Consider the following 26,432-nt stretch of genomic DNA (forward strand, 5'->3'; position numbering starts at 1 on the left):
GAGGACGAGATGACTGACGCTTCTACGGTTACCCATGCGGTTCGGGATTTTTATCGCGACATGCCGTTCAACTACTACTCGGATGCCGGGCTGGCAGCGGACAGCGTGGCCCGCAACCCGATCGCGGATTACCCGGATCTGGACGCGCTGTTGGAAGAGGACGAGATCGAAACCGTGCTTGAACTGGGCTGCGGCGCGGGCTGGGCCTCCAATTCGATGGCGAAACACTATGGGAAATCCGTGACAGCTGTGGATTTCACCGCTGCGGCCTTGGCGCGTGCGCGCGATGTCTCGGGGCGTCTTGGAACCACGGATCAGGTCCGGTTCGTCGAAAGCGACCTTTTCGAGTTCCAGTCCCCCGACAGCTTCGATCTGGTGGTCAGCGTCGGGGTGCTGCATCATACCCGCGATTGCCGCGCGGCCTTTGCCCATGCCGCGCAGTTCGTGGCGCCCGGCGGCTTCCTGTTTGTCGGCCTGTACCATCTCTTTGGCCGCCGCCCGTTTCTGGAGCTGTTTCAGGGCATTCATGCCCGTGAGGGGGAAGAGGCCGCCTTTGAGAGGTTTCGCAGCTGCGCCAGCACCTTGAGCGATGAGACACACCAGCGTTCCTGGTTTCGCGATCAGGTGTTGCACCCGCATGAAACCCAGCATACCCTGGCAGAGGTCTGGAACTGGCTGGATGAAGAGGGGCTATCGCTGGTGTCGACCAGTATCAATCAATACCAGGACGTGGACGACAGACCGGCGCTCGAAGAGCTGGAAAAGAGATGCGAAGCCATATCCTGGCAACGCAACCGCGATGAAAACAGCTATTATCCGGGGTTCTTCACCATTCTGGCCCAGCGGGACGAGGCGTGATCGCTCCGGGCCTTAGGGCGTGGCATGCGCGTCCAGGAGGGCGCGGGATGGTGCCTTGGCGCAAACACCCGTCGGCCAGGTCACCAGTATCATCGCACAGCCTTTGACCTGATTGCTGGACAGCAGGTTTTCCAGCGCCTCCAGGCGCCCGCTGAGAAGCCGTTGCCCCTGTTTCGAGACATCCACGGCAATGTTGACCGGCGCATCCGCGGGCAGGCCCCGCGCCAGCAGGGCATCGCGAATGCGTCCGGCCTGTGCCACGGACATGTAAAAGGCGGTCGTTGTGCCTGGTCCCGAAAACCGCGCGCTGTCAGGCAGCGCTGCGCCCGCCCGGCTCATGCCGGTGGTCAGGATCAGCGTATCGGCAATGCCGCGTTCGGTCAGGCTTTGTCCCAGTTCAGCCGCCGCCGCCGAGGCAGAGGTCACTCCGGGTACGATCTCCACCTCGATGTTCTCCTGGCGGGCGGCGTTCAATTCTTCGCCCGCCCGGCCAAAGATGCTGGGATCGCCCGATTTCAGCCGCACGACCCTCAACCCCTGTTTCGCGGTCGAGACGATGGCGGCATTGATCCGCTCCTGCGGCCAGCTGTGCGCTCCCACATGTTTGCCAACAAAGACCCGTTTTGCCTTGGGCGATGCCAGGGCAACGACCTCCGGCTCCACCAGCCGATCATAGAACACGACATCTGCGGCCTGAATGCGCTGCACCGCGCGCAGGGTCAGTAGGTCCCGCGCGCCGGGACCGGCACCGACCAGGGCGATATGGCCCTTGGTCTGGTCTTTCTCCTGCGGTGTTGCGGGGGTCATCGGACGCGCGGCAAGCCGATGCGCCGCTGTACTCAGGCGGGCCAGTACCAGCGGAAGGATCCCAAGGCCGGGGCCGGTCGCAACAGATGGCGCCTGTGCGGTGCCAAGCGGCGCGGTCGTGATGTGAAACAGCCTTTGCAGCAATGTCATGGGATGTCCTTTCAGGCTGTGAGGGAAAGCGCCGTCGGCGCCGGGCTGCCGTCGGGAAAGTGCAAGGGGCTGTGCGAACAGCCCAGGGTATCAAGGGCCAGTTGTGCAGTGCCGAGGATCACCTCGGTCTCAAAGCGCGGCAGGGCGGCAGAGCTGAGCGCCACCTTCAGGGAGTTGATATGGCCCGCGCTATCCGCCAGCCGCCGGGTTTGTGCCAGGCGCGCGGCCTCGGTGTCCTGCCATGGCGCTCCATTCCGCAGTCCAAAGGCCTCGATCGCCTTGGCCGGGTGGCGTTCGAACTCACCGCCGCCGCCCTTGATCACGGTCAGCGCATGCCAGCCCAGGCGCTGGGCGGCATCGGCCTGCAGCAGCCGGTAGGAGGGATGAAAGACGCCCTGAACGCTGGCGGCCGCCCGCGCGGGGTTCAGCATCCGGCACACCGTGTTGACGCAGGAGCGCAGGCCCAGAACCTCGCGCAGCGAGAGCAAGCGCAACAGAGGCGGGCAGAGATCCTCCAGCGGCATATAGACGATATTGCCCGCATTCAGGGCGGCCTCGGCTTCTGCAGCGGTCCGGGCCAGCGGGATGCCGAGGGTCGCCAGACCGTTTCGCACGGTCGGGTCCGCGCCGTTCCAGCCATGCAGCATCACTCGTTTGCCGCTTTGCGCCACCATCAGCGCCGAGACCAGAAACCAGGGCAGCCCGCGGGTGCGACCCGCCGCATAGGACGGCCAATCCAGATCCACCTGCGGCAGTGTCGGCACGTGGGCTTGCGCTGCGGCGGCAAAACCGGCGATCTCTTCCGCCGTCTCCCCCTTCATGCGCATGAGCATCAACAGGGCACCGATGGCCTCCGGCGCCGCATCACCTTGCAGCATCAGGGCCATGGCATCCTGCGCTTCATCTTGGGTCAGGGAACGGGAGCGGCCAGGCCCCCGGCCCAGGCTGCGCACATGATCGGCCAGGCTCATTCCGCAGCCTCCCGCCTTTGGGTGCTGGCCAGGATCGCGGCCAGTTCCGGGCGGCAGGAGCCGCAATTCGTGCCCGCCTCAAGGGCGATGCCGATCGCCTCGACGCTCATCAAGTTGCGGGTTTCGATGGCGGTGACGATGGTGTTGACACCAACCCCGAAGCAGGAGCAGATCACCGGCCCCGGATCCGGCACATCCGCCGGGGGGCGGCCGGTCAGAACGGCGGTGCCTGCATCGCTGGGTACAGTGGCAAGATAGTCCCGCACCGCCGCCACCGGTTCGCGATCCACAAACAGGGCTGCAAGCAGGCGCCCCTGGTCAAACAGAGCAATGCGGGCTGTGCCGCGTGCGGGGTCGAGGATCGTGGCGGCTTCGGCGCGTGGCAGGTCGAACAGGCGGCGGGCTTCCTCTTCCCAATCGGAAGCGGGTGCATATCCGGCCAGCTCGGCGCGATAGCCCGCGCGGGTGGGCGCCAGCGCCCAGTAATCGGCGTGGGGGCGCATGGGGCTGGTGGAGACGGCGAAACCATACCATGCGGCCTGCATTTTTTCGACTGCAACGACGCTGGCCTTGCTTTCAGGCTGGCCCGACACCGGGTCCGTTTCCGCGGCGACCAGATCGTCGATCCGGCCTGAGGGCGCCGTTTCCCCGGTCCAGTGGATCGGCGCAAAGACCTGCCCGGGCTGCACCGCGTCGCTGATCCGCGCGCGCAGGATGCCGCTGCCCCTGGGGCTGCGCAGTTCCACCAGATCTGCCGGAGCGATGTTCAGGGCGGTGGCGTCCTCGGGGTGCAGCTCAAGGAAGGGTTCGGGCATATGGGCGCCAAGACGCGGTGAAAGCCCTGTGCGTGTCATCGTGTGCCACTGATCGCGCAGCCGCCCGGTATTGAGCCGGAAGGGATATTTCGGCCCCGTCCTGGCCGCGGGCGGGCGATAGCGCAAAGGCAGCAGCCGCGCCTTTCCGTCCCCGTGATAGAACGCGCCATCGGCAAAGAAGCGGCCCCCGCTGCGCTGGGCGCTGACGGGCCAGCGGGTGGGGGCAAGGGTGTCGTAATCTGCCCTGTCGAGCCCGGCGAGGCCCGAGATATCGAAGTCGCGCCCGAACTGCCCCGCGATCCCGGAAAGGGCGGCATATTCACGGAAGATCTCGACCGGGGATTCATAGTCAAAGGCGGCGGCCCATCCCATGCGCTTACCCACCTCGCAGAGGATCTGCCAGTCGGGACGCGCCTGACCGGGGGCGGGCAGGGCGGCGCGCTGGCGGCTGATGGTGCGGTCGGAATTGGTGACGGTGCCGTCCTTTTCGCCCCAGGCGCTGGCAGGCAGCAGCACCCGCGCCAGCCGCGCGGTGTCGGTCTGTTCGGTGATGTCGCTGACCACGGTAAAGGGGCAGGCCTTGATCGCGGCGCGCACGGCGGCGGCGTCGGGCATGGATACGGCGGGGTTGGTGTGAATGACCCAGAGCGCCTTGATCCGCCCGTCGGCCACGGCACGGAACATGTCCACCGCCTTCAACCCCGGTGCCTCTGGCATTTGCGGCGCTTGCCAGAAGTCGCGTACCGCCTGGCGGTGATCGGGATTTTCCAGGTCCAGATGACAGGCCAGCATGTTCGCCAGCCCACCGACCTCGCGTCCGCCCATGGCATTGGGCTGGCCAGTCACCGACAGCGGCCCCATACCGGGCCTGCCGATGCGCCCGGTGGCCAGATGGCAGTTCAGGATGGCGTTCACCTTGTCGCTGCCGCTGGTCGATTGATTGACGCCCTGGCTGTAGATGGTGACGGTCTTTTCGGTGCCGATCCACATGTCGCAGAAGGCACTGACCTCTTGGTCACTCAGGCCGGTCGGGGACAGGCTGTCAAGCCGGGCCGCTTCGAGTGCTGCCTCGAACCCGTTGGTGTGGTTCAGGAAATCCGGGTCAATCGCGCCACGTGCGCTAATCTGCGTGAGCAGGTGGTTGAACAGGGCCACGTCGCTGCCCGGTTCAAGCGCCAGATGCAGGTCCGCCCCGTCGCAACTGGCGGTGCGGCGCGGATCCACCACCACGATTTTCGTTCCGCGTTCCTTTCTCGCCGCCAGCAGGCGCTGGTAGAGAACCGGATGACACCAGGCGAGGTTCGATCCCACCAGCACCACCAGATCGGCCTCGTCCAGATCCTCATAGGTGCCGGGCACGGTATCGCTGCCAAAGGCGCGCTTGTGCCCCGCCACGCTGGAGGCCATGCAGAGCCGCGAATTGGTGTCGATATTGGCCGAGCCGATGAAGCCCTTCATCAGCTTGTTGGCGACGTAGTAGTCCTCGGTCAGTAACTGGCCGGAGACATAGAAGGCGACGCTGTCCGGGCCGTGATCGCGGATCGTCTGGGAAAACCGGTCGGCGACCAGATCGAGCGCCGTGTCCCAATCGCTGTCCTGACCGTCCACCTTGGGCGCCAGAAGGCGATTGTCCAGTCCCAGGGTTTCACCCAGGGCCGAGCCTTTCGAACACAGCCGCCCGAAGTTGGCCGGGTGGTCCGGATCGCCGCGCACGGCAAGACCGCCCTCGCCATCCGGGGACAATAAAACCCCGCAGCCCACCCCGCAATAGGGGCAGGTGGAGCGGATCCCGCCGGGCGCGCTCATGCGGCGTTCTGCCCGGCAAGGGCGCTGGCGTCGATCAGCATGCGGCTGCCGTCCAGGCGCAAGGGGTAGGTCTCGATCCGCCCCTCATCGGCACCCTGCGCCTCTCCGGTGTTGAGATCAAAGACCCAGTTGTGCAGCGGGCAGGTCACCGATTGCCCATGCACGATGCCTTCGGACAGGGGGCCGCCCTTGTGCGGGCAGCTGTTGGAGGCGGCAAAGACCTCGGCCTCGGCGGTGCGAAAAACCGCGATACAGCCCATCGGGGTTTTCAAAAGCCGCGCGCCGCGCAGGGGCACCTCGTCAATATGTCCGATATCGATCCAGCTCATTCCGCGGCCTCCAGGGTGAGATCGGCAAGGGGGGCATAAGAGGCGGATTTCTCCTCCACTTCCTTGGCCCAAGGGTCCTTGCGGTAGATGGTTTGCGACAGTTCAAACGCGTCGACCAGGCGCTGGCGTTCGGTCAGGTCATCGACGACGCGGGCCTTCACCCAATCAAGGCCGACCTTGGCGACCCATTTGTAGGGGCGGTCCAGGTATTTGGCGTTCTCGCGATAAAGCTGCATGAAGGCGGTGGCGAGGTCGAGCGCCTCTTCCTCGGTTGCGACATCGGCCAGCCGTTCGGTTTCCTTCACATCCATGCCGGCAGCTCCCGCGACACCGATCTGGTAACCGCTGTCGACGCAGACGACGCCGATGTCCTTGCAGGTGGCCTCGGCGCAGTTGCGCGGACAGCCCGAGACGGCCAGTTTCACCTTATGCGGCGTCCACGACCCCCAAAGGCGCTTTTCCAGCTTGATTCCCAGACCTGTGCTGTCCTGCGTGCCAAAGCGGCAGTGATCCTTGCCGACGCAGGTCTTCACCGTGCGCAGCCCCTTGGCATAGGCGTGGCCCGAGACCATGCCCGCCTTGTTGAGATCGGCCCAGATATGCGGCAGATCCTCGCCCTTGACGCCCAGAAGGTCGATGCGCTGGCCGCCGGTCACATGCACAGTGGGCACGTTGTATTTTTCGGCTGCATCGGCGATGGCGCGCAGCTCGTCCGGGGTGGTCATGCCGCCCCACATGCGCGGCACCACCGAGAAGGTGCCGTCCTTCTGGATATTGGCGTGTTTGCGTTCGTTGACGAAACGGCTTTGCGGGTCGTCCTGATATTCCACCGGCCAATCGGCCAAGAGGTAGAAGTTCACCGCCGGGCGGCAGACATGGCAGCCATTGGGGGTCTTCCATCCCAGTTCCTGCCAGACGGCGGCCTGGGATTTCAGCTCCTGCGCCTTGATCAGGCGGCGCACGTCCTCATGCGTGAGATCACAGCAGCCGCAGATCGGCTGCGCCGTTGGGGCGGCGTAGTCATCGCCCAGGGTGACGGCCAGCACCTGTTCCACCAGTCCCGTGCAGGTCCCGCAGGAGGCAGACGCCTTGGTGCAGGCCCGCAATGCGCCCAGATCGGTGGCGCCATCGTGGATCGCCGAGACGATATCGCCCTTGCAAACGCCGTTGCAGCCGCAGATTTCCGCATCATCCGGCAAGGCTGCAACGGCTGACAAAGGGTCCGCAGAGGCGCCCCCCTGATAGGCCGGACCAAAGATCAGCGTATCGCGCATCTCGCTGACATCGCTGCCGTCCTTGATGTGGCTGTAGAACCAGGCACCATCGGCGGTATCGCCGTACATCACCGCGCCAATCAGCCGGTCGCCCTCCAGCACCAGCCGCTTGTAGACGCCGCGCGCGGGGTCGCGAAAGACGATGTCCTCGCGCCCTTCGCCATCGGCGAAATCTCCGGCGCTGAACAGGTCACATCCGGTGACCTTCAGCTTGGTCGAGACCTCTTTGTTCACAAACCGCGCCTCCTGCCTCAAGAGGGTCTGCGCCAGCACCTTGGCCTGATCGTAAAGCGGCGCCACAAGACCGAAGAGCGCGCCATCGTGTTCGACGCATTCGCCAAGCGCCAGGATATCGGGATCTGACGTCACCATGTGATCATCCACGATCACACCCCGGTTGCAGGTCAGCCCCGTTGCCTCTGCCAGTGCCATATTGGGGCGAATGCCCACGGCCATCACCAGAAGATCGCAGGGCAGTTCGGTGCCATCCTCCAGCCGCAGGGCCTTCACATGGCCAGTGCCGTCATCCAGGATCTCCTTGGAGTTCGCCTGGCACAGAACCTTGATCCCCTTCTCAACCAGAGATTTGCGCAAGAGGTATCCCGCGGCCTCGTCCAGCTGACGCTCCATCAGGTGACCCATGATATGGACGACGGTGACATCGACGCCACGCGCTGCCATGCCTGCGGCCGCTTCCAGCCCCAACAGGCCGCCGCCGATCACGACCGCCTTTGTGCCGGGGCGGTCGCCCAAGGCCATCATTGCCTCGGTGTCTTCCAGATCGCGGTAGGGGATCACGCCCGCCAGATCATGGCCCGGGAGCGGGATCATGAAGGGGTTCGACCCGGTGGCGATCACCAGCTTGTCGTAGGCAACATCGCCCTTTTCGCCGCGCACGACTTTCTGCGCGGGATCGATGGCGATGACATTTTCACCAAACCGGCAGATGATGCCATGCTCGGCGTACCAGTCTTCGTCATGGGTGACGATCTCGGCGTAGGTCTTTTCCCCCGACAAGACCGGCGACAGCATCAGCCGGTTGTAGTTGCCGCGCGGCTCCGCATTGAACAGGGTGATCTCATAGGCTTTCGGATCCGCGTTCAGCAGGTGTTCCAGCATCCGTCCCGAGGCCATGCCTGCCCCGATAACAACGAGTTTCTGTGTCATGGTCCTTACTCCGCGGCGACGGCTTTGAGCGCCGGTTTCTTCGGTTTCGCGCCGTGCTCGTATTCCTCAAGGAAATCGAGCACCTCCTGCCGGTAGCTGTAGTAATCCGGGTGTTCGAGCAGCGCCTTGCGGGTGCGTGGGCGGGGCAGGTTCACCTCGGTGATCTTGCCGATGGTGGCCTGCGGGCCGTTGGTCATCATCACCACCCGGTCGGCCAGCAGGATCGCCTCGTCCACATCGTGGGTGACGCAGATGGCGGTGACCTTGGTCCGCGACCAGACCTCCATCAGCACCTCCTGCAGCTCCCAGCGGGTCAGGCTGTCCAGCATGCCGAAGGGTTCATCCAGCAGCAGCAGTTTCGGCGACAGGGCAAAGGCCCGCGCGATGCCGACCCGCTGCTGCATGCCGTTGGACATGTCGCTGGCCGGGCGGTCCATGGCATCGGCCAGGCCGACGCGTTCCAGGTAGTATTCCACCACATCCTGCCGCTCGGCGCGGCTGGCGCCCGGGTAGACCTTATCGACCCCGATGGCGCAGTTTTCCCGCGCGGTTAGCCATGGAAACAGGTTCGGCGACTGGAACACCACGGCCCGCTCCGGGTCTGCGCCCTCCACGTGGCGCCGGTCCAGCTTGATCGCGCCCTTGGAAATCGGGTTCAGACCGGCGGCCATGGTCAGAACCGTGGATTTGCCGCAGCCCGAATGGCCGATCAGAGAGATGAACTCGCCCTTGTTGATCTTGAGGTTGAAATCCTCGACCACGGTGAGCGGCCCCTTCGGCGTGGGGTAGATCTTGTGCAGCTGCGAGAAGTCGAGGAAGCGTTCCTCGGTCGCGCTTTCCTGCGCCTTGGCCACCGCAGACGGAAGGCCATGGATCGGGGTCACATCCGGCAGCAGGCGGGTGCCTTCCACCTTGGCCTCGATACCGACCTCCATCAGGTAGGAGGTGACCTGGCTGCGCAGGCTCTTGAACCCCTCGTGGTGGTTCATCTCCACCCGGTCGCGCGGGCGGGGGATGGTGACGCGGAATTCCTCGCCCAGGGTGCCATCGGGATTGAGGGCAATGATACGGTCTGCCAAGAGGATTGCCTCGTCCACGTCATTGGTAATGAGGACGCAGGTCTTCTTGTCCGCCTCCCAGATCGCCTCGATCTCATCCGCCAGGTTGGCGCGGGTCAGCGCATCCAGCGCCGAAAGCGGCTCATCCAGGAGCAGGACCTCGGGCGACATGGCGAGCGCACGGGCCACGTTGACCCGCTGGCGCATGCCCCCCGACAGTTCCGCCGGGCGGCGGCTGGCCGCGTGGGACAGGCCCACCATCTGGATGTAATGCGCGACCTTGGCGTCCTTCTCGGCCTTGGGCATCTTCGGATAGACCGTATCGACGGCAAGGCGGACGTTGCCTGCCACCGTCAGCCAGGGCATCAGCGAATAGCTCTGGAAGATCACGCCGCGTTCCGGGCCGGGGCCTTCGATGGTCTTGCCGCGAAAGCTCACCTTGCCGCGGCTGGGCTTGTCCAGGCCCGCCATCAGGTTGATCAGGGTGGTCTTGCCGGTGCCGGAAAATCCGAGAAGCACCAGGAATTCGCCCTCTTCGACCTCAAGGTTGATGTTCTTCAGCACATGCGTTTCGCTGGTGCCGGTGCCAAAGCTTTTGGAGACGTTGTCGAATGTCAGGATGGCCATGGTGATCACCGGTTGTTCGTGAAGGTGAACAGGGACTGCAGCGCATACATCACCCGATCCAGAAGGAAGCCGATGATGCCGATGGTGAAGACGGCCACCATGATCTTCGCGAGCGAGCTGGAGGAGCCGTTCTGGAATTCATCCCAGACGAATTTGCCAAGGCCGGGGTTCTGCGCCAGCATTTCAGCGGCGATCAGCACCATCCAGCCCACACCCAGGGACAGGCGCAGCCCGGTAAAGATCAGCGGCAGCGCCGAGGGCAGCACCAGACGGGTGATCTTGGTCCAGGTGTTCATTTTCAGGACCTTGGAGACGTTCACCAGATCCTTGTCGATCGAGGCAACGCCCAGGGCGGTGTTGATCAGCGTCGGCCAGAGCGAACACAGCGTCACGGTGATCGCCGAGATCAGGAAGCTCTTGGAGAACAGCCCGTCATTGGTCGCATAGACGGCCGAGACGATCATGGTGACGATCGGCAGCCAGGCCAAGGGCGAGACGGGCTTGAATATCTGCACCAGCGGGTTGATGGCGGCATTGGCGGTCGGCGACAGGCCTGCGGCGATGCCCAGCGGCACAGCGACGACGGTGGCGATCAGGAAGCCGAAGAACACCGTGCGGATCGAGGTCCAGATCTGCTGATAATAGCTGGGCGCGCCGGTATAGGCGACGGTCTTGACCTCATCGGCGCGGCCTGCGGCGATCAGTTTCTCGTTGCGCTTGGCCACCATGGTTTCGAATTTTTCGCGCTTGGCGGCCTTGGCCTGCGCATCCTCGTGCAGGTTGACCACCTCGGTCCAGACCTGTGCCGGACCGGGAACAGCGCCAAGCGAGGTCTGCACCTTCGGCGCCAATGTGCCCCAAAGCAGCAGGAAGGCGGCGATTGCGATCAGCGGCACCGCCAGAAGGCGCCAGATTTCCTTGACCTGGGCCTGCGGGTTGTCACCGGCCACGGCTTTCAGGATCGGCGTCACCCAGGCAAGACCCAGGACCTGGAACCATTTGTCGGCGGTGTTGATTTTTGTGAACAGCCGGGCGCGCCGGGCTTCCCGGGCCTCGGCGGCGGCAAAATCGGGGTCGGTCGTGGTCATCGGGGGAGCCTTTCGAAACCGGAACTATAACGGGGAGAGGAGAGGGGGAGCGCGCCGGTTGGCACGCTCCCGGATTGGGTCAGGTCAGCCTTCGACACCGGCACCGACGACGACCTGTTCGCCCTTCAGGCCGATCGGCAGGCTTTCCAGGTAGGCGTTGGGCGTGCGGCCATCAAAGGCGATGCCGTCGATGATGTCCTCGGCCGGGGTTGCGGCCTTGTAGCCGTCGCTGTCCCAGGGGAAGTCGGCACTGTCCGCCAGGCCTTCGTCCACCAGCATCTTGGCCGCTTCCAGGTAGATGTCCGGGCGGTAGACCGATTTGGCGACCTCGTCATACCAGCTGTCGGATTTTGCCTCGGCGATCTGACCCCAGCGGCGCATCTGAGTCAGGTACCAGACCGCATCGGAATAGAAGGGGTAGGTGGCGTTGTAGCGGAAGAAGACGTTGAAATCCGGTACTTCGCGCTTGTCGCCCTTTTCGTATTCGAAGGTGCCGGTCATCGAGTTGGCGATGACGTCATAATCGGCGCCGACATATTCCGGGCGGCTCAGTATCTCGACCGCTTCCGGGCGGTTGGCGTTGTCGTTCTCATCCAGCCAGATGGCGGCGCGGATCAGCGCCTTGGTCACGGCGCGGGTGGTGTTGGGGTACTGTTCGGCGAACTCGGCGGTGATGCCAAAGACCTTTTCCGGGTTGTTCTTCCACAGCTCGTAATCGGTGATCACCGGAACGCCGATGCCCTTGAATACCGCCTGCTGGTTCCAGGGCTCGCCCACGCAGTAGCCGTTGATGGTGCCGGCTTCCAGCGTGGCGGGCATCTGCGGCGGCGGGGTCACCGACAGGAAGACATCGGCGCCGATCTGGCCCGAGACGTTCTCCGGGCTGTAATAGCCGGGGTGCAGCCCGCCGGCCGCCAGCCAGTAGCGCAGTTCGTAGTTGTGCGTGGAGACCGGGAAGACCATGCCCATGTTGAAGGGCTTGCCTTCGGATTTGTACTGTTCGACCACCGGCGCCAGCGCCTCGGCCGAAATGGGGTGCTGCGGGCGGCCGTCATCCATGGTGGGAATATTCGGCTTCATCATCTCCCAGACTTCATTGGAGACGGTGATGCCGTTGCCGTTCAGATCCATCGAGAAGGGCGTGATGATATGCGCCTCGGTGCCAAAGCCGATGGTTGCAGCCAGCGGCTGACCCGCCAGCATATGGGCGCCGTCCAGCTGGCCGCCGATCACGCCATCCAGCAGAACCTTCCAGTTGGCCTGTGCCTCCAGCGTGACGAACAGGCCTTCGTCCAGGAAATACCCCTGTTCATAGGCGACTGCCAAGGGCGCCATATCCGTGAGCTTGATGAAGCCGAAGGTGAGTTCGTCCTTTTCCAGCGCAAGAGAAGCCGCCAGCGCCGGGGAGACAAGCGCCGTGCTGGCAGCCAGGCTGAGGAGAAGCTTTTTCATCGATCTATCCTTTGTTTTCGCCCGCTGGAGACCCAGCTGGCCGCGCATGCCCGATGCGATCTGGGCAAAGAAAAAAGCCGCCGACACAATCGCCCTGAAGGAGGAGGGGGGGCGAAGGGTCGAGCGGCTTTGCTCAGTGATGGCCCGGACTGTGGGCCGAATGTCGTTCGGTGGGCACCGTTGCCTACCTGAACCAAGTCTGCGGTGTTTCCGGGGCGCTGTCCTTGGTTAATATTTGGTTTCCGGCGTTTTTGCTGCATTGCAGCAACCGCGGGGGTGTTTTTGCCCAAAAAAGCATCACTTCTCGTCAAGTGGCTCAAAAACCTGCCCGTCAAAAAACGTGTCCGGCTTCAGAATCAGCCCGCCTTTCAGCGAGGCAACGGCCGTGGGATGACGAATCGCGCCCTCCAGTTTCTGCGAGGCGCCGGGCAGATCTGCACCGGTGTTCTGCAGGGCGGCGCGGAACAGATCGCTGCGGAACACGCCCGCGGCGGTGGCCTGGGCCTGTCGCTGATCCAGACCAAAGCGATGCGCCAGCCGTGATCCGATCCACTTTGCCTGGCTGCGCCATGGGAAGTTCGCGGCCCCGTCGAAGAAATCCACATGGCCATCGGTGCTGCGTTGATCGCCGCGCCCGGAAATGATGAATTGCCCGGTCAGCGCCCGGTCGATCAATTCCGCAGGCACATCCAGATAGCCGGGGCGTGACAGCATCTCGGCGGCGGCGGTGCGGCTTTCGGGGCGGGCGGCCCAGCGTGCGGCGCGCCAGACGGCCCGCATCATGCGCATCAACAGCTCCGGTTCGGTTTCGGCCCAGCCGCTGCGCACCGCCAGGACCTTTTCCGGAGCAAAGGACCAGATCGCCTTGCCGGGTAACAGCAGCGCGCCGACTTCCTGCTCCACCGCGACCGAGCCCCAGGGCTCGCCGACACAGAAGGCATCGATACTGCCCTCCTCCAGCGCCTGCGCCATCAATGGCGGGGGGACGGTGCGGATTTCAATGCCCGGATCAGACAGGCCGGTGGAGTCGAGCCAGTAGTTCAGCAACTCCACATGCATGGAAAACGGGAAGGGAACGCCAATGGTCAGGGTTCCTTCGGTCGCCTTGGCCAGGGCCTGTGCCGCGGCCCGGGCATCGCCGAAGTCGAATCCATATCCCTGATCGCGCAGCCTCTGTTCGACCGTGCGACTGACGCCGATCATGTTGCCGTTGGCCGACAGGACCGAAACCGCCGCAAGCGGCGTGGTGACGCTGCCTAGACCCAGGGCCATGGCCACGGGCATGGGAGACAGGAGATGCGCGGCATCGACCCGACCAAAGCTGAGCATGTCGCGCACCGATGACCAGGAGGGGGCCGCAACAAGGTCCAGCGCGATGCCTTCCGCCTCGGCAAAACCCAGTTCCTGTGCCGCGATCAGCGGCAGGGCATCGACCAGCGGCATATAGGCGACAGAGATCGAGAGTGTCTTCATGACAACAGCCCCGAGGCCGTGACCAGCGCCTCGGCGACATCGGCGACCCGGCGCCCCTGATCCATGGCGGTCTTGCGCAACAGCATATAGGCCTGTTCCTCGTTGAGGCCCTTGGCCTTCATGATCAGCCCCTTGGCGCGGTCTATGACCTTGCGCTCTTCCAGGGCGCGGCGGGTTTCGGCCAGTTCGGTGCGCATCTGCCGCACCATCTGAAACCGCGCCACCGCGGTGTCGATCACCGGTTTGATCCGCTCGGGCCGCAGCCCATCGACGACATAGGCCGAGACACCCGCCTCGACCGCGGCCTGTGCCAATCCGCCGGCCGCGCCGGAGACGAACATGGCGACCGGGCGTTCCAGCGGGCCAGAGGCAAGGGTCAGCTCTTCCAGCATGTCGCGGGTGGGGTTGTCATAGTCGATCAGCACGATATCCGGCGCATGGGCGGCGATCTTTCGGGCCAGTCCCGAGGTATCGACAATCACATGCACCTCGCAGTCGCCGCTGCTGCGCAGGGCGTCGCAGATGGCGATCGCACGGTCTCGGTCTTCTTCAACAACCACGATGGAGAGGGGGGTACTCATGGCCACAGCAAAGATGTGCTGCGGCCCGGCTGGCAAGAAGGCGCGGCAAAAACGGACCGGGGTCAGGGTGGGAAAGCGCCGCACATCCGATAGATTTGCCCAGATTATGGGCGTGAAATCCCGTTGGGGTCACTTATTGGGCGGTATGTGAGCCCCTGATTTTCAGGCGATAGCGGTCGCGCTGGGCCGCCCTGCGCAGTGCTCTTCAGGGCCCGGGAGAGGCACCGGGTCCGGATCAGATCATGCGGAGAATGTCGCCGGTTCTATTGCTTTGCCCTGCCATCACCGCTAGGCACATCGGGTGGGGAAGGCCGCGCAGCCGTGGCCGTCCCGTTTTTGCAGGTCCTATCTTTTGCAGATCCCTTTCTAGTGTCGTGTTTTCCCTCTGCCTCTTCTTGAAAAGGTGCTGAACTCTTGCTGGCAAAGAAAAACGTGATCCGCTCGCGCGTACCGCGCCAGACCTCGGGCGCCGGGCGTTGTGCAGGCGGTGCCTCATGAGCGGACAAAATCGTGCAATTGCGCTGATGATCGGCGCGATCTTCAGCTTCACGGTGATGGATGCGGCGGTCAAGGCGTTGACGCCCAGCATTGGCGTGCTGCCCTCGCTTTGGGCGCGCTATTCGGGGCAGATGCTGCTGGTCTTCTTCATCGTGCTGCCCAGGCTGAGACAGGTGGTGCGCACCAAATACCCGGTTCTGCAGTTCCTGCGTTCCATATTGCTGATGAGCGCGACGGGGTTCTTCTTTACCGGGCTCAGCCTTATCCCGTTGACCGATGCGGCGGCCCTGATGTCGACCAATCCGGTTCTCATTACCCTTGGAGCGGCGCTGTTCCTTGGTGAATCCCTGGGGCTGCGCCGCATTGTTGGCATCGCGGTGGCATTGGTCGGGGCGATGATCATCATGCGGCCGGGCAGCGATGTGTTCAGCCCGGCGGCCATGTTCCCGCTGGCGGCGGCGGTATGCTATTCTGGCTATGCCCTGCTGACGCGGCGTGTCGGGTCGGATGAGGACGTCTGGACCTCATTGTTCTACACCGGTCTGGTCGGCACGGTCTTGTTGAGCCTTGCGGTTCCCTTTCAGTGGCAGACGCCGGAAATGGGGGATGTCTACCTGATGGGGCTGATCGCGTTGGCCGGAACGGTGGGGCAAATGGCCCTGATCCAGGCGTTTTCGCAAGGCGAAGCATCAATGCTGGCGCCCTTCTCCTATTCCGGGCTGGCGTTCGCAGCCATTTGGGGACTGGTGTTCTTCGATGAGATACCGGATTTCTGGACCATCGTCGGCAGTGTGCTGATCACATGCGCGGGGCTCTATGTCTGGTATCGCGAGACTTTGCGAAACCGCTAGGGCCTGCCCGGCTCGCACTGCCGATCCAGAGCGACCGGCGGCGACCCTTGCCAGAAGGCTTTGTTGGCAAGACCGCCACTGTTGTGTCAGCTGGACAGCGTGAAGGGCGAGGCGACGGTGACCGCGCGCGGCATCGTAATCGGCAGCAAGACCAGGCCGGTGGCCATGGCTGCGGCCAGGGCAAGAATGACAAGGGAGGACATTTCTTTCATTGGCGTGTTCCTTCAGATGACCGGCCAGTGGTGTCGTGTGCTCTGGCGTTTCAGTGTGGGTGTCCGTCTTCTGTCGATAGGATTACAGCGATTTGACAGCCTGTGTATTGGCGCGTTCTGCCAAGCTTGTGTCCGTTTCTGCCAGCTGCCCGATCCGTAGGATAAATGGGTCCTGAGCCTAAGGATCACATGTTTCCCATTTCCTGGCGGTATTGGGCCGGAGCCCGGCCGACCCAGCGCTTGAAGGCGCGGCTGAAGGCGCTTTGCTCGGCAAAACCGGTCAGGAAGGCGATCTCGGCAATCGGGCGATCACTGGAGGTGAGCAGCTCATGCGCAAGCTGCGTTTGCGCCTGCTGCAGGATCTCGCGATAGGTCAGCCCCTCTTCGGCAAGGCGGCGATAAAGGGTCCGTTCGCTCATCCCCATGGCGGCTGCGATCTCACTGGCCTGGGGCAACCCGTGGTGCAGAACCTTGGTCACCCTCTGCAGCAACTCCTTCACCAGGGATGGGGTGCGCTGCAGTTGATCGATTTGTTCATCGAGATGCGTCACCAGAAACGAGCTGACCGCATTGTCGCCAAGCCGGATCGGCTGGTCCAGCGCCGCAAGCGGCATGACAAGGGCATCGCGCCCGGCGTCAAAGCGGACTTCGCAGCCGAATAGATCGGCATAGGCCGCGGGTTTGCCGTGGCAGGGGTGGCGGAAGGCGACATGATCGAACTGCAGCTCATCCTGGGTCAGGTTGCGCATGTTATGGGCAAAGCTGGCCAGGGCGCATTCGTTGCGAAACTGCAGCGCCGGATGAACGCCGATCTGTTCTTCGATGGATAGGCTGGCCTGGGTTTCGGTCTCTTCGAAACGGTAGGCCACGTTGTCGGTCACCAGGGCGAAGTATCTCTGGATCACCAAGAGCGCGGCGCGCAGATCCGGGGCGGTTTTGATGGCAAGGCCCAGCACACCCAGATCGTCCATCTTGATCAGGGCTGAATATGTACGCATGAGGGAGAGATCATCGCCGTGAAAGCGGCGGATACTATCCAGGGCGTCGAAGTAATCCTGATCGAGTATCGCATCATCCGAGGTCTTGCGCAGCCGATGGATGATGGTATCGCCGTGAAGGAGGTTTCCCTCCTCCGACAGGGTCAATCCGGCAGCGCGTGTCATGACATTGACAAATGTAGCGGTCACCGTCGCCATGGCTGATCTCCTGCCGTCGGGAGGGCGCGAGCCGGGCCACCGGGAAGGTCGCCAGAGCGACCGCGGCCCGTTGATGGCGCTTGCAGGGGGGATGCTGTCCGGGCGGTGCGTGCAGACGGCGAAAGGGGATATTGGTTCGCCGGCAAACATCTGGCTTGGAAATGCAACATCGGTCTGACTTTCAATCAATCATTCCGCAGCGGAGTGCGGATCACCTATTTGTGTAATTGGTGTACTGACCGGTACTGATTATGTCAATGTCAATCTGGGTCCCGGTCGATAAGGGAGCAAGAGGTCTAAATTAAGTTATTTAAAAACATGTGGATGCCAGTCACTCCCCGGGGGTGAGAGTGAAATTGCCGCGTACAGATCGGTACACCTTTTCAGGCTTTCATGACCCGAATTGCGGGGGTGGTGAAAATTATACTTCTGGTTGTGACGTCGCAAAGCGTCTAGATTGCCATGCTGCTGCGGATGGACTGTGCCCGTCGGCGGGAAAGGCGCGGGGCCGGCCGTCTATTTGACGCCCAGACCCATCTGCATCAGGGTTTTGCGTACCGGCTCCATGGAATAGAGCGCGTTGAGCCCAAAGGCGCGCAGATCACGCAGCGGGCGCGGCGCCAGCATGGAGGTGCGGTTGAGCAGATCGATGCCCTTGACGCGCAGCTGGATGTCGTGGTGGCGGGCCTTGTGATAGGCCTCCAGCATGGCGGCATCGCCCAATCCCTCGGGCCGTGCCTCGGCCAGCTCCAGCAGGCAGCGCAGATCGCTGAGCGACATGTTCAGCCCCTGCGCGCCGATCGGGGGCACCACATGGGCCGCCTCTGCCATCAGGGCTAGCCGTTCGCCACTCAGCCGCTCGGCGGATTGGCTGATGATCGGCCAGATGGTGCGGCGCGAGGCCAGGGTCAGATCGCCGAACAGCCCGCAGCTGCGCCGGGTCATTTCAGCCTCAAAGGCGGGCACATCCATCTGCAACAGTTCCGTCGCCCGTGGGCCGCGTTCCATCCAGACCACCGCCGAAGAGGGCATCCCCTGGTAATCGGGCAGCGGCACCAGGGTGAAGGGACCGCCCGAGCGGTGGATCTCGGTCGAGACGTTCTCATGTGGCAGCGGATGGGTGACGGCAAAGGCCAGCGCCTTTTGCCCATAGCGAATGGTCTTGACCGGAATGCCCGCGGCCTCGCGCATGGGAGAGCTGCGACCATCGCAGGCAATCACCAGCCGGGTGCGCTCCTGGCTGCCATCGGTCAGGGTGACGCGCGCCTCGTTCAGGCGGGTGAACAGATGGGTGGTGCCGACGCCGGGACGGAAATCCACATTGGGCAGATCCGAAAGGGCGGCGAGCAACTCGCGCCGCAACAGCCAGTTGGGCAGGTTCCAGCCAAAGGGCCGGTCGGAAATATCGGCGGCGTTGAAATCCTTGACCACACGGGGTTCTGGTTGTTCTCCACCGGCATCGACAATGCGCATCACCTGCAGCGGAGCGGCGTGATCCGCAAGCCGCGCCCACAACCCGGTGCGCTCCAGCAGATCGCGGGCAGGCTGCAGGATGGCCGTGGTGCGCAGGTCCGATCCATCCACATCCCGTTCGGTGATGGGCGGGGCCGGATCGACACAGATGACCCGGAACCCGGCGGATCCAAAGGCGGCGGCTGCGGTCAGCCCGGCGATACCGCCGCCGGAAATCAGGATGTCGCTGGTGGTTTGGGTCATGGCTGCCGCCTTTCATCGTCGCTTGCTCCTGAGATATGCCTCAGGATGCGGGAATGACAAGCGGCATATGGTCCCTATCCGCGGCTGATCAGCACCAGCAGCAGGAACATCACCGGAACTAGGCACAGCGCGGGGATATAGAGCCCTGGAATGCCGAACAGAACCACCGAGCAGCCCCAGAGGCTGACGAAGGTTCCAAGCGCATAGTAGATGTTGTCCTTGCCACCATAGGCGACCTCTTTGGCGATGCGACCCAACAGCGGGATCGCAAACAGCAGGCGTTGCCAGAGGGACAGGCGTTCGGGGAGGGTGTAGGCAGTCATATCGCGTTTCCTTGATGTGTTTCTGCCGGTGATTTAGGTAAGAAGTGATGACTTTTGCAGGCGCGTTTTCGTCGCAGGTGGCCGCGCCGTCCAACCTACGGTTCCAATGATCCGCCTGATCTACAAAAGCCGCGCCAGAAAGGCGGACAGATCGTCGGTGTGATGATGAATGTGGTCCTGATCATGGGGATCGGGCGCCACATGGACCGTGCGCATCCCCATGGCATGCGGGGCCGCAAGGTTGCGCGGGTCATCCTCGAACATGGCTGCAATTTCGGGGTTGATATCGGCCTCTGCAAACACCGTATCAAAGGCCTGCCGTTCGGGTTTTGGTCTGTAGCCTGCGTGCTCGACCCCATAGATGCCATCGAACAGCCCGGACAGACCGCGCGCTTCCAGCACCCGCTCGGCATAGGGGGCGCTGCCATTCGTGTAGACGATCCGCTTGCCTGGCAGATCCCGGATCCTGGCGGCGAGTTCGGCGTCGGGCTCCAGCGGGGCAAAGGAGATGTCGTGAACCGCAACCAGATAGGGATCGGGATCGACGCCATGCTCTTGCATCAACCCGGCCAGGGTGGTGCCATGTTCGCGCCAGTAGTGTTTGCGCAGCCGGTCGGCTTCGGCCTGATCGACGCCAAGCGCATCCATGACGTAATGCGTCATCTTGACCTCGATCTGATCGAACAGCCGGGCCGAAGGCGGGTAAAGCGTGTTGTCCAGGTCAAAGACCCAATGGCGGACATGGGAAAACTGAGCTTTGGGCATGCCCTTGGATTACGTCCCTGCCGCCGGGTTTGCAATGCCGATCGCGGGAGCAGTCGCTGCGCCCTCGGGTGCGTGATTTCGTTGCAATTCGCGCAAGAGGCTTGATCGGTGGGGTCCGGGCTGTAGAAAAGAGCGGATGCACCATAGTGGAAAGATCATGAGCCAGACGCGCAGCAGCCAGAACGATGCCTATTCGCTGATCCTAGAAGCCATCGATAGCGGCATCTTCAAGCCCGGTGACCGCTTGGTGGAAAGCGACCTGGCCGAACGCTTTGGTGTGTCGCGCACCCCCATCCGCGAGGCGTTGCAGCGGCTAGAGACGCAATCGCTGCTGGAACGGGACGGCAGGTCGCTGATCATCGCCTCCCTGGATCACAACCAGATGGCAGAGCTTTACGTGGTACGGCGGGAACTGGAGGGCCTGGCAGCGGGGCTTGCGGCCCAGCATGCCACCGAAGAGGAAATCCGCGTTCTTCAGGAAATGGTGCGGTCGGATGATGAACTCGTCGATGCCCCGTCCGAACTGGCAAGAGCGAACCGGCGTTTTCACGAGCAGATCCACCTGGCCTCGCACAACCGCTATCTGGTGCAGCAGCTGGATCTGGTGCATCGAACGATGGCGTTGATGGCGACGACGTCCCTGGCTGCAGAGGGGCGGGGTAAGATTGCCCAGTCCGAGCACAAGGGCATCGTGGATGCGATCAGCAGGCGCGATGCCGACGCCGCCTCCAAGGCGTTGAAGGATCACATCTCGGTCGCCTTCATGACCCGGCTGAAACAGGACGCAGGCGCCCGCAGCAAGAGCTGATCCAATTAGCCCCGCCTGACGGCGGTCAGGTTGGTTCGCGCCGATTTCGAGCACTTCTGGTGTCGGTTGCCGATGACCGGGTGCGGGAGGTAGGCCCGGTGGGGATAGGGTCCGGTGCATGGATGCCGTGATCGGTCTTCTCCCAGAAGAAGGGACGCGCCACCAGTTCATAAAGCGCCTTATAGGCGGCAATCGCTCCCATCGGATAGTAGAGCAGAAGGGAGGGCGCCCATAGCGCAAGCCATCGCCGCCCTGTGATAAAGGCCGCAACCACGGCGGTGACCTGGTTCAGGAGCTCAAAGAACACCAGGCTGGCCGCCGCCAACGACAGCCACAGGCCCGGCACGTTGCCTTCGCTGGGGTGGGGCAGGCCGAGGGCTACAAGCCAGAAACTCCACAGAAACGGGGCAAGCAGAAACTGCCCGACGGAACAGAGAAAGAAGATCTGGAAGCCGCAGAATTGCCGCCAGCCCAGATCGCGGAGCAATTGAACGGGCGACCGCATGTGGACGAGATAGGTCACCATGAAGCCTTTGAGCCACCGTGAGCGCTGCTTGATCCAGGGCCAGGGCCGCGCATTTGCCTCCTCATAGGTGGTGGAGGCCAGCATTTGCGTTCGATACCCCGCCCGGCACAGGCGCACGCCCAGGTCCGCATCCTCGGTGACGTTATGCGCATCCCAGCCCCCGATCTGCTCCAGGATTTCGCGGCGCACGAACATGGTTGTCCCGCCCAGCGGCACAACCAATCCCATGCGGGCGATGCCCTGCAGGATAATGCGGAACCAGCTGGCGTATTCCAGGGTGAAGCAGCGTGAGATCCAGGTGGCGCGCGGGTTGTAGTAATCCAGCACCCCCTGCAGGCAGGCGACATCAGGCGTGGCCGTGGCAAAGCCATCTGCCACCCGATAGAGTTGATCGGGCACCGGGGCGTCCTCGGCATCCCAGACCCCGATGATGTCGCCCCGGCAGTGGTTCAGCGCATAGTTCAAGGCGCGCGGTTTGGTCTTCAGATCGCCGTATTCGGGGACCTTCACCGTCTTGATCCACTTGGGCAGCTCTGCCGCCTGTACCGCAGCCCAGGTCACGCTGTCGTCTTCTTCCAGAACCAGGAAGACTTCCAGAAGATGGTGCGGATAGCGCAGCTTCCTGAGACGCCGCAGCAGGTCGCAGCTGATTTCGGCCTCCTTGTAAAGCGGCACCAGGACCGAAATCGGCGGCAGATCCTTGTCTGTCCGCTGTTTCCGGCGGGGCAGAACGGGCTCAGGTTGCGGTCGCAGGGAACCTGCAATGCCCACCAGGCGAAAGCCCGTGAACAAGAGAAGGAGCACCAGGCTCAGGACGCAAAAGGCGGTAAATACCGTGAGCGGGAAAACCAGTGTCAGGCTGAATAGCAGCCCTGCAATGATCGCAAGACCTGTATGCCGGTCGGTCTTGGACAGGAAGCGGCTGCTCAGGGCGAAGGGCACGCTGATACTGGCGTGCCGCGCCATCCCGTTTTGCAGATGCCTGTCCAAGAGCTCGAGAATCTGACCTTCTCTGGCGTGCACTGGAATGACGGTGCCGAACTGGCTTCGCAGGGAGCCCTGGATCACCTGCGCTTTGCTGAGGTCCGCCATGGCGACGACAACCGCATCTCCCAGTTTCGCCAGGGGCAGCACGGCGTTTCGCAGCCAGAACCCCGGCGGCATCCGGTCTAGGAAACTCTTGTCTATCGTGGTCTGGTCGAGGTCGACATAGCGGAACCGGCCGTGATCCCCGGTCGTGGGTCTGGCCTCGCGGAGGGCAGGGCCGCCAGAAACACGGTTGCCGGGCGGCTGCGCCGCCGGGCCCTGTGGAAGGGTCTTGCCATGTCGGCGCAGGGTCAGTGCGCGCAGCGCCGTGTCTGGCTGCGCATGACTGCTCTTCGCCCGCAGAAGTGAAACCGGGTCCGCGGCACCCTGCGGCGGACGGGCTAGGAATATGTCCTGATGCGTGCGCCCGCTGGGCCGTTGCGCGGCGCCTTTGCGGGCCAAAAGAGGCCGAAAGGACGGCATGACGGGGGGGCGAAATCCCCGCGTGTACTTACCCATGTTGAAACAATCCTAGGTGGCAACTTGGGTAAGCGTTTCCCGTCAAAGGTTAACAGAAAGTTAACCGCTGGCGGGAGGGCGTTGTTGAAGATGTGTTTTTACGCTTCTTTTCGTGCGGCCATGGCGTCCGCAAAACGTTCGAAAAGGTAAAAGCTGTCCTGCGGTCCCGGGCTGGCCTCGGGGTGGTGCTGCACCGAATAGATCGGGCGGCCCTTGACGGCGATTCCACAGTTGGAGCCGTCAAACAGCGAGACGTGAGTCTCCTCCACGCCCTCGGGCAGGGACTGGGCATCCACCGCGAACCCGTGGTTCATCGAGGTGATCTCCACCTTGCCGGTGGCATGTTCCTTGACGGGGTGGTTGGCGCCATGGTGGCCGTGGTTCATCTTTACGGTCTTGCCGCCAAGCGCCAGTGCCAGCATCTGGTGGCCAAGGCAGATCCCGAACATCGGCAGATCGGTGGTGTCCAGGATCGTCTTGATCATCGGCACGGCATATGCGCCGGTGGCGGCCGGGTCGCCCGGACCGTTGGAGAGGAACACGCCATCGGGATTATGGGCCAGCACCTCTTCGGCCGTGGCGGTCGCGGGCAGCACGGTCACATCGCAGCCAGCGCTGGCTAGGCAGCGCAGGATGTTGCGCTTGGCACCATAATCGACGGCGACCACTTTGTGCTTGGGGGCCTCCTGACGGCTGTAACCATCGGGCCAGGCCCACCGCATCTCATCCCAGCGGTAGCTTTGCGCGCAGGTGACGTCCTTGGCCAGGTCCAGACCTTCAAGGCCGGACCATTCGCGCGCCGAGGCGACCAGCGCCTCCACGTCGAAATTGCCGTCCGGGTCATGGGCCAGTGCGGCGTGGGGCGCACCCTGCTGGCGGATCGCGCGGGTCAGGCGGCGGGTGTCGATACCGCCGATGGCGATGCGGCCGGTGCGGGTGAGCCAGGCTTTCAGCTCTTCGGTCGCGCGCCAGTTGGAGGCCAGCGTCGGATCCCATTTCACCACCATGCCGGCCGCGACGGGATCGCCGGTCTCGTCATCCTCGGGGGTGACACCGGTATTGCCGATATGGGGGAAGGTGAAGGTCACGATCTGCCCCGCATAGGAAGGATCGGTCATGATCTCCTGATAGCCGGTCATCGCGGTGTTGAAACACAGCTCTGCCACGCATCGTCCGGTGGCGCCGAACCCAATTCCGTAAAAGACGGTTCCATCGGCAAGCGCCAGGCATGCGGTTGGCTTGGACGGTGCGGTATCGGCCATGACACGACTCTCCATGAGGTGAAATTCAAGGGCTTGTAGGGGCAGGGGCATGGCGGGTCAAGGGCGGCCTTCATGCCTGCGGCAATGCAGGCCGATCGGGCGGTTTTGAGCCCGCGCTTGAAATGCGCAATCCAATTGGTTAAAGCTCCGAATTCCGATGCCATGGGGATGGGTAGATACCAAATGGATACGCGTACACGGGTCAATCAAGCCTTGAAACAGGCGATGAAGGATAAGGCCGCCGCCCGGCTGGCCACGCTTCGTCTGATCAACGCCGCCATCAAGGACCGGGAAATCGCCGCACGCGGCGAGGGCGAGGATGCCAGCATCGATGATGCCGATATCCTTGGAATCCTCGGCAAGATGACCAAGCAGCGCAACGAAAGTGCGCGCGCCTACGAGGAAGGCGGCCGTCTTGATCTGGCAGAACGCGAATTGGCGGAGATCGCCATCATCGAAGAATTCCTGCCCAAGCAGCTGGACGAGGAAGAGATCCGCCAGGCTGTCAAATCCGCCGTCGGCGAGGTCGGCGCCGACTCGATCCGCGATATGGGCAAGGTGATGGGGGTTCTGAAAGCCAAATACACAGGCCAGATGGATTTCGGCCGTGTCGGTCCCATGGTCAAGGACGAGCTGTGCTCCGAGGGGGGCTGCTGAGCCCCCTGTCAGTTTCAAGCCGTTTTCGACGAACGACTAAAAGGCCCGCCAGGTTGCGGGCTTTTTCGTGTCCGGCTTACGGATCTGCGGGTGGAACCAGCGCGCTGGCCCGGCGCAGGAACTCCTCGCGCACATGGGCCGCAAAAGGGTTCGCCTCTGCAATGGCCGAGAAGACGCCCGGCGGATCGCCCTGAACCATCTGGGCGGCTTCTACCAGGAGATCGAAACTGGCGGTTGTCATGCGGGCGGGCAAGGGCCCCATGTCGGCAAGGGTGCGGGCGATCAGATGGGTCAACCCCTGCACCGTCGCCGCCTCGCGGTCATGATCTTCTGGCGAGGTCAGGATGACGTGCAGCCCCAGGCTGCGGCGCAGGAAGGCGGCCAGGGCCAGATGGGACCGCCCGCGAATGTTGCACAGGGCGATCTTGTGCCCGGCAATGCCACGGGCCGCGCTCTGCGGGCCGAACAGCGGATGGGTGCCGACCAGCTCCACATGGTCCGGCAGTTCGCGGCGCATGATCCGGCAGGGCTCCAGCTTGACCGAGCCGACATCCGCAACGATTGCACCGGGAGAAAGATACGGCCGGATCTCCTGGCAGAGGGCGTGCATGGCCTGCACCGGCACCGCGAGGATCACCAGCGGGCAGCGCGCGGCCTCTGCCAGGCTGCCACGGCGCAGGGGCGGTGCCAGGTCGGGGCCGCCGCTCAGGGCCGGATCACAGACGATCAGTGGCACATGGCTGGCCAGATGCCGGGCGATCAGTCGGCCAAAGGCGCCAAAGCCAAAGAGACCGACGGAAGGAATATGCGAAGGTGGGGTCATGGGAACTCCGGCTTGCCACGATGCCGGAGGGGTGTCTGTTCTGGTTTTGACCGCCGGATCGCGGCGGTTGAACATCAGGAAAGGGAAATGCGACCGCCGTTATGGAAACGGGCGGTAATAAACGGTGCTGAAAAGAGGCGTCGTTTTACACATGGCATCGGCTTAGCCCGTGTGACAGGCAAAGTCAAAACCGGGTTTCATGCCGGGGTCACGGGCGCAGCGCCCTTTGCAGATCGTCAAACAGGGCCTTGCGCTCATCCTCGGACAGGAAGGCGCCGATCTCCACCTCGCGCCCACCGCCGCGCAGGGTGACGTAGTTCGGGACGGGGCCTTCATGGGGATGCAGCTGCACGGTGGTCCAATAGCGGTTGCAGTGCCAGCTTTGGTGACCGCCACGGGGGCCTGTGCGCTCCAGCCGGGCCTCTTCGGGGCCGATGGTCAGCACCTCCAGGATCTGACGGTCGCGGCGGCTGCGGTCCAGCGCCCATTTCATGCCGAACAGGGCCACCAGCAGGAAGGGCAAGATCCCCCAAAGTACAAAGGAGCCAAGCAGGGGAAACAGCGGGATCACGATCAGCACCGCGGTGACGGCGAGAAACTTCACATATCCTTCGGGCGGCAGCGACTGGTGCGGCCACAGATGCAGCTCACGCGGGGCGGTGCTGTCCGGGGAAGCGGTGTCTGACGTCCAGTTGTAGGGCATGGGGGTGTGATCGGTGGCTTCGGACTATGCCTTGAACTATGGGGTGGAGGCGGGCGTTTTCAAGGCGCGCTTTGTCGCAAAGAAAAGGCCC

General features: G+C 63.4%; 23 protein-coding genes. 4 read left to right on the forward strand and 19 right to left on the reverse strand.

The features are described from left to right. The first annotated feature begins 9 nt into the window (after nucleotides 1-9). Nucleotides 10-858, forward strand: a complete 849-nt coding sequence (locus PXK01_RS11975; protein WP_274860209.1) for an SAM-dependent methyltransferase — start codon at nucleotides 10-12, stop codon at nucleotides 856-858. A 12-nt stretch (nucleotides 859-870) separates the two neighbouring features. Here the strand turns inward: PXK01_RS11975 and cobA are convergent, their stop codons facing one another. From cobA to PXK01_RS12025, 10 genes are all read right to left on the reverse strand, one after another. Beyond that, nucleotides 871-1,815: a uroporphyrinogen-III C-methyltransferase gene (cobA, locus tag PXK01_RS11980; RefSeq protein WP_274860211.1), complete on the reverse strand. Its 945-nt coding sequence runs from the start codon at nucleotides 1,813-1,815 to the stop codon at nucleotides 871-873. An 11-nt stretch (nucleotides 1,816-1,826) separates the two neighbouring features. Then, nucleotides 1,827-2,786 carry a glycosyl transferase family protein gene (locus PXK01_RS11985; RefSeq protein ID WP_274860213.1) on the reverse strand — a complete coding sequence of 320 codons (960 nt, stop codon included), beginning with the start codon at nucleotides 2,784-2,786 and terminating at the stop codon, nucleotides 1,827-1,829. Next, nucleotides 2,783-5,407, reverse strand: coding sequence for a nitrate reductase (locus tag PXK01_RS11990; RefSeq protein ID WP_274848484.1), 2,625 nt, complete (start codon nucleotides 5,405-5,407; stop codon nucleotides 2,783-2,785). Before PXK01_RS11990 ends, PXK01_RS11985 begins: the two co-directional genes overlap by 4 nt. Beyond that, nucleotides 5,404-5,736 carry a nitrite reductase small subunit NirD gene (gene nirD / locus PXK01_RS11995; RefSeq protein ID WP_274848485.1) on the reverse strand — a complete coding sequence of 111 codons (333 nt, stop codon included), beginning with the start codon at nucleotides 5,734-5,736 and terminating at the stop codon, nucleotides 5,404-5,406. Before nirD ends, PXK01_RS11990 begins: the two co-directional genes overlap by 4 nt. Continuing rightward, on the reverse strand, nucleotides 5,733-8,177 hold the full coding sequence (nirB, locus tag PXK01_RS12000) for a nitrite reductase large subunit NirB (protein ID WP_274860215.1): 2,445 nt from the start codon (nucleotides 8,175-8,177) through the stop codon (nucleotides 5,733-5,735). The genes nirD and nirB overlap by 4 nt, the downstream gene beginning before the upstream one ends. A gap of 5 nt (nucleotides 8,178-8,182) precedes the next feature. Then, nucleotides 8,183-9,862: an ABC transporter ATP-binding protein gene (locus tag PXK01_RS12005; protein ID WP_274860216.1), complete on the reverse strand. Its 1,680-nt coding sequence runs from the start codon at nucleotides 9,860-9,862 to the stop codon at nucleotides 8,183-8,185. Between the two features lie 5 nt (nucleotides 9,863-9,867). Beyond that, nucleotides 9,868-10,950: an ABC transporter permease gene (locus PXK01_RS12010; protein WP_274848488.1), complete on the reverse strand. Its 1,083-nt coding sequence runs from the start codon at nucleotides 10,948-10,950 to the stop codon at nucleotides 9,868-9,870. 84 nt (nucleotides 10,951-11,034) lie between these two features. Next, nucleotides 11,035-12,402: a CmpA/NrtA family ABC transporter substrate-binding protein gene (locus PXK01_RS12015; RefSeq protein ID WP_274860217.1), complete on the reverse strand. Its 1,368-nt coding sequence runs from the start codon at nucleotides 12,400-12,402 to the stop codon at nucleotides 11,035-11,037. A 297-nt stretch (nucleotides 12,403-12,699) separates the two neighbouring features. Then, the gene (locus PXK01_RS12020; protein WP_274860218.1) at nucleotides 12,700-13,875 is read right to left on the reverse strand and encodes an ABC transporter substrate-binding protein; all 1,176 of its coding nucleotides are present in this window, start codon (nucleotides 13,873-13,875) and stop codon (nucleotides 12,700-12,702) included. After that, nucleotides 13,872-14,456, reverse strand: coding sequence for an ANTAR domain-containing response regulator (locus tag PXK01_RS12025; protein ID WP_274860219.1), 585 nt, complete (start codon nucleotides 14,454-14,456; stop codon nucleotides 13,872-13,874). Before PXK01_RS12025 ends, PXK01_RS12020 begins: the two co-directional genes overlap by 4 nt. A gap of 494 nt (nucleotides 14,457-14,950) precedes the next feature. Here PXK01_RS12025 and PXK01_RS12030 point away from each other — a divergent pair, with 494 nt between their 5' ends. Continuing rightward, on the forward strand, nucleotides 14,951-15,805 hold the full coding sequence (locus tag PXK01_RS12030; RefSeq protein WP_274860221.1) for a DMT family transporter: 855 nt from the start codon (nucleotides 14,951-14,953) through the stop codon (nucleotides 15,803-15,805). Nucleotides 15,806-15,891: 86 nt separating this feature from the next. On the opposite strand, the gene PXK01_RS12035 is transcribed toward PXK01_RS12030, so the two are convergent. From PXK01_RS12035 to PXK01_RS12055, 5 genes are all read right to left on the reverse strand, one after another. Further along, the gene (locus PXK01_RS12035; protein ID WP_274848493.1) at nucleotides 15,892-16,017 is read right to left on the reverse strand and encodes a hypothetical protein; all 126 of its coding nucleotides are present in this window, start codon (nucleotides 16,015-16,017) and stop codon (nucleotides 15,892-15,894) included. A 185-nt stretch (nucleotides 16,018-16,202) separates the two neighbouring features. Continuing rightward, nucleotides 16,203-17,213 (reverse strand): AraC family transcriptional regulator, encoded by a 1,011-nt coding sequence (locus PXK01_RS12040; protein WP_274860222.1) that lies wholly within the window; start codon nucleotides 17,211-17,213, stop codon nucleotides 16,203-16,205. 516 nt (nucleotides 17,214-17,729) lie between these two features. Beyond that, nucleotides 17,730-18,929: a UbiH/UbiF family hydroxylase gene (locus tag PXK01_RS12045; RefSeq protein WP_274860223.1), complete on the reverse strand. Its 1,200-nt coding sequence runs from the start codon at nucleotides 18,927-18,929 to the stop codon at nucleotides 17,730-17,732. 74 nt (nucleotides 18,930-19,003) lie between these two features. Beyond that, nucleotides 19,004-19,252: a hypothetical protein gene (locus PXK01_RS12050; RefSeq protein ID WP_274860224.1), complete on the reverse strand. Its 249-nt coding sequence runs from the start codon at nucleotides 19,250-19,252 to the stop codon at nucleotides 19,004-19,006. Nucleotides 19,253-19,372: 120 nt separating this feature from the next. Further along, nucleotides 19,373-20,017, reverse strand: a complete 645-nt coding sequence (locus PXK01_RS12055; RefSeq protein ID WP_274848497.1) for a pyrimidine 5'-nucleotidase — start codon at nucleotides 20,015-20,017, stop codon at nucleotides 19,373-19,375. 157 nt (nucleotides 20,018-20,174) lie between these two features. Between PXK01_RS12055 and PXK01_RS12060 the strand changes: the two genes are divergently transcribed. Beyond that, nucleotides 20,175-20,825, forward strand: a complete 651-nt coding sequence (locus PXK01_RS12060) for a GntR family transcriptional regulator (protein WP_274860225.1) — start codon at nucleotides 20,175-20,177, stop codon at nucleotides 20,823-20,825. A 25-nt stretch (nucleotides 20,826-20,850) separates the two neighbouring features. Here PXK01_RS12060 and PXK01_RS12065 read toward each other — a convergent pair whose 3' ends face one another. Both PXK01_RS12065 and carA read right to left on the reverse strand, forming a co-directional pair. After that, nucleotides 20,851-22,896: a glycosyltransferase gene (locus tag PXK01_RS12065; protein WP_274860226.1), complete on the reverse strand. Its 2,046-nt coding sequence runs from the start codon at nucleotides 22,894-22,896 to the stop codon at nucleotides 20,851-20,853. A gap of 98 nt (nucleotides 22,897-22,994) precedes the next feature. Next, nucleotides 22,995-24,158, reverse strand: a complete 1,164-nt coding sequence (gene carA / locus PXK01_RS12070; protein ID WP_274848501.1) for a glutamine-hydrolyzing carbamoyl-phosphate synthase small subunit — start codon at nucleotides 24,156-24,158, stop codon at nucleotides 22,995-22,997. A 183-nt stretch (nucleotides 24,159-24,341) separates the two neighbouring features. Between carA and PXK01_RS12075 the strand changes: the two genes are divergently transcribed. Beyond that, complete coding sequence (locus PXK01_RS12075; RefSeq protein WP_274848502.1) at nucleotides 24,342-24,815, forward strand: GatB/YqeY domain-containing protein; 474 nt, start codon at nucleotides 24,342-24,344, stop codon at nucleotides 24,813-24,815. Between the two features lie 76 nt (nucleotides 24,816-24,891). Here the strand turns inward: PXK01_RS12075 and PXK01_RS12080 are convergent, their stop codons facing one another. Together PXK01_RS12080 and PXK01_RS12085 are read right to left on the reverse strand one after the other, a co-directional pair. Further along, complete coding sequence (locus PXK01_RS12080; RefSeq protein ID WP_274848503.1) at nucleotides 24,892-25,638, reverse strand: prephenate dehydrogenase; 747 nt, start codon at nucleotides 25,636-25,638, stop codon at nucleotides 24,892-24,894. A 208-nt stretch (nucleotides 25,639-25,846) separates the two neighbouring features. Beyond that, complete coding sequence (locus tag PXK01_RS12085; RefSeq protein ID WP_274860228.1) at nucleotides 25,847-26,341, reverse strand: DUF2244 domain-containing protein; 495 nt, start codon at nucleotides 26,339-26,341, stop codon at nucleotides 25,847-25,849. Nucleotides 26,342-26,432: the final 91 nt, after the last annotated feature.

This window comes from Phaeobacter sp. PT47_59, assembly GCF_028890025.1.
Taxonomy (GTDB): Bacteria; Pseudomonadota; Alphaproteobacteria; order Rhodobacterales; family Rhodobacteraceae; genus Phycobacter.